The sequence below is a fragment of the Streptococcus mitis genome, assembly GCF_001579035.1.
Classification (GTDB): Bacteria; Bacillota; Bacilli; order Lactobacillales; family Streptococcaceae; genus Streptococcus; species Streptococcus mitis_J.
On record NZ_KQ970288.1, the window covers coordinates 195,719 to 199,377 of the forward strand.

Sequence of the window (3,659 nt, forward strand, 5' to 3'; positions counted from 1 at the left end):
AGAAGGCTTTAATGTCCGTTCTTTTTTTGCCCCTTGAAAGGTAGTAAATCCAAAAATTTCTAAACTTGTCATTATTGGATCCACGTCAGGTTTTAACAATCTTAAATCCGAGAGCAATCTTTCGCGCATCCTTTCAGAGTGAACGATAATTCCATCTACATCTAGCAAATGAACAATATCTTGATGACCATCTATTACAGCTCGGCGACTTTCCTCCTCATCAAATTCAATCCAATGTCCTAAATCATGAATAATCACAACAACCTTAGCTCCTGCTATACGAGCCTGTTCAAACAACTTTCTTATATAAACATCTGAGGCCAATAAAATCCATTGTATAAATACAACATCCCCTTTTTTCACTCCTGCCATTAAGCCTGCAAAATGCCTTCCTAAACTTTCTGCAGGCTCATCATCCCACGCATAAGTATAAAGACTTAAAGGCTTAAACTGCAATTCTCTAACCAAGGTTTGTTCAATATCGTGTCGGGCTTTACCATAAGCACCATTTCTCCATAAAACTACTTCACTTTCTCCTGTTGTAGTTTCAGATGTAATCCAGTATGTCATTAATAACTCCTCTCTTGACTCTATATTTTCTTGATATAATCACACATTTCTTGAGGATTATCATTAGAAAAAACTTAATCCATATGGTATGGATTGACCACATTATTGAATGATAAAATAGGTTTTTCTTCTCTGCTATCTTCTTTTACATAATCTGCCATATAATATAATAAACAAGAAATTTAGTTGCTGATATGTGTTTACTATTATTAACATTAAACTGTCTCAATTCCTGTTCTTCTTCAGGCAATCGAATATTACAAACCCTAGAATCAAACGGAGTTAACCAATTTTGCAGAGCTCCAAAGCATTCTTGTGAAATACTCCCATTATTGAAAATATATATTTTCAAATTTCTATGATAAGCACACAATGATTTTATGGTTACAATAGCTTGCTCACAATAACTTCTATCAAAACACAGTACAATTGTTTTCTTGTCCATCTTGTTAGTACTCTTTCTGAAATTTACTGCTCAATATTTTTCCTGCTTTTTGCTTTGATTTTTTCACTTTCTACTTTTTGTTCCTTTTAATTATTATCTTTAACACTTAACACTTTAAGCCATTTATCAGCAACAGTTTCATCTAAATAATTCCTTGCAATAGCATATGAGTACTTAGTAACTATATCTTGGTCTAACTCATAATATTTAATGATAGCTTCTGATATCTTTTCAATTAATTCATCTTCTGTTTTACTTTCTGCCTCCGGAATCAAAAAACCATTCTTCCCATTTTCTATAAATATAGGCCCTCCATATGGTGCATCTAATCCGATAATCCCCAATCCATTTGTAACAGCCTCCAGTAAAGTGATACCTAAGGTTTCCCAAGATGCAGTAGATATATAGAGCTGATGTTTTCTATACTGCTCGGTCAATATTTGATAACCGCATAGTTTAATATAGTCTTGGGCATTATTTTCAGTAATAATCTGGTTTAATTTCTCATATTCACCACCTTTGCCAAATATGTTTAAATGAAACTGAGGTATTACCTCTCGTACTTTTATAGCTACCTTAATGGCTATATGAATTTGTTTTCGCGGTTCTAATCGTGCAGCTATCATTGCAGAATAGGGTATCACTTTATCTCTGTTTAGGCTCAACTCTTCAATACTTGCGGCAGGGATAACCACGATTGGGCAATATTTTAGATCAAGATTAGTTAAATATTTTTCTAATTCTATTTTTTGTAATTCTGTTGATACAATGACAAAATCAAATTCTGTAGCATATTTGAACAAGTAAAAATATTCATAGTTCATATCTCCGTATCGCAATTGATGAATGGAGTGCAGGAATACTCCTTTTTTCACATCTTTTGCATATCTTAATAGGGACTGAGAATAAGGAAAACCTGATATTCTATCCATAATCACTGTATCATCTTTGGACAATGATAATGATTTTATAAACAAGTCCATTAAACCAAAATCTCCATCAATCCAATTTATATCAAAACAATATCGGATTTTTCCTGAGATTTGAAAACCTTCATACACAAGCGCTCCTGTTGAATTATAGAAAAGCCTATGATGCCAATTGAATCCATCCTTTTGTAGATACTCTCTACAGATTAAATAAGACGTATAGTAATCTCGCTGATATAGTCTATCTAAGTATAAATGTTCTACTTGATATACCATATTGTTTTCAAACCAAATAATAAGTTTATGCTCTTCGGTTAATTGGTAGACAATTTTTTGAAAATTTCTCTCAATGCACTCACTGTCATCCAAAGATAGTTTCCGAATCATTTCTTCAACTGAAATCGTTGATTTAACCTCTTTTCTCCCACCAAATAAAAAGGAGCAATGATCATTCTGTCTTCCGGTATTCCAATATCTCGAAAATAAGAAATTTTATATCGAGGCGGAAGAACTGAAAATATATAATAGTAATCAAGATTCATTTTTGAAAATACTCTCGCACGATGAGCTTGAGAATTATCAACTCCATTTGCTTCATAGCCTACTAATAGATCAAATATATAGATACTCATTAAATTCCCTCCCTCTGAAAGACTTTTCTATAATAGTCTTTACTAGAAGCATGAATAAACTGCAATTGTCTTTGTATTGCCAAGTCATATTCTTCTTCTGAAAAAATTATTTTCTTGATATCTTCAATCATATGGCTAACATCACTATTTTCATAGAGATAATCAAAATAAATAAATTCTCTTCTATGACATGTTTCCTCAAAACCAAGTAAGAGCATTCCTTTTTCTAAAGCTTCTTCTACAGCATTTAATATTTCTATATCATGGTTAATATCTAAATAGAGCGTACAAGTTTCTAACAATGATTGAAATTGATGTTCTAATATACCGGGATATAGAAATACATTTTCTTTCTCCCATAAATCTGTCAATCTACCTCCCATAGCAGTAATCGCTGCGATATGGAAATCAAGCATTGGTAAATTTTCAACTAAGGCTTCAATTTTTTCAACTTCTTGTGTATGAGTGACAATCAAGGCTCGATGGCCATTCCTTATATTTTTGGGTGGATATAAAGGACTAAGATGACGAACCTTATCATTATCAGAAAGAGAATGAAATACAGAATAATGGTAAATATATAAGTAATCTACATACATTAACCAATCCTGAATCTCTTTTTCAGATAAAATTTCCTGTCCAAGATAGCAGGCAATAGTATTTTCTTTTTGTAAATATTGAGCAATCGATTGATCTCCAATAACAACTACATCCCTATCGGCATTCATTCGAGACAGACAATTTTGCCAAAGTTGCTCCTCATTGAAAATCTGAGTTACATCATTCTCAAATATTGTAAATAGATGATTCTCAGTGTCTTCTATCATTAACAATACACCTTCAGGACTATAGTATTGGATGAAAATAGTTTTTCCTTCCTGATCTAGTATATCTTGTTTATATTTCCAACCATTTATCTGATAATAATCCTTACTTAAAACTCTCCCATTTACATCCAGCCATTCCACCATTTTTACAGTTCTTAACTTTCTGCTTAAATAGTGAATAACCCCTCTTTTAATGTCCTTATCCCATATCGTCCCCTCATTATAGTCCATATGAATTTCCCAAAATTTAGGAACA

Annotated in this window: 5 protein-coding genes; all 5 read right to left on the reverse strand. The window is 32.3% G+C overall.

The window, feature by feature from the left end; genetic code table 11:
* Nucleotides 1-570, reverse strand: a 570-nt coding sequence (locus tag SMIDD26_RS12315; protein ID WP_167747492.1) for a glycosyltransferase, incomplete at its 3' end; no start/stop codon positions are given.
* A 145-nt stretch (nucleotides 571-715) separates the two neighbouring features.
* A complete protein-coding gene (locus SMIDD26_RS07140; protein ID WP_061439671.1) occupies nucleotides 716-1,015 on the reverse strand; it encodes a glycosyltransferase family protein in 300 nt (99 codons plus the stop codon).
* Between the two features lie 86 nt (nucleotides 1,016-1,101).
* Nucleotides 1,102-2,313: a glycosyltransferase gene (locus SMIDD26_RS07145; protein ID WP_246746973.1), complete on the reverse strand. Its 1,212-nt coding sequence runs from the start codon at nucleotides 2,311-2,313 to the stop codon at nucleotides 1,102-1,104.
* Nucleotides 2,314-2,327: 14 nt separating this feature from the next.
* A complete protein-coding gene (locus tag SMIDD26_RS07150; RefSeq protein ID WP_061439673.1) occupies nucleotides 2,328-2,576 on the reverse strand; it encodes a hypothetical protein in 249 nt (82 codons plus the stop codon).
* Nucleotides 2,576-3,659 (reverse strand): glycosyltransferase family protein (locus tag SMIDD26_RS07155; RefSeq protein WP_246746974.1); only part of this gene is annotated, 1,084 nt, incomplete at its 5' end. The genes SMIDD26_RS07155 and SMIDD26_RS07150, both read right to left, overlap by 1 nt.

What these genes read in the sequence shown, in the direction of transcription:
- SMIDD26_RS07140 (WP_061439671.1), bottom strand. Translation starts at nt 1,015, where the DNA reads ATGGACAAGAAAACAATTGTACTGTGTTTTGATAGAAGTTATTGTGAG.
- SMIDD26_RS07150 (WP_061439673.1), bottom strand. Translation starts at nt 2,576, where the DNA reads ATGAGTATCTATATATTTGATCTATTAGTAGGCTATGAAGCAAATGGA.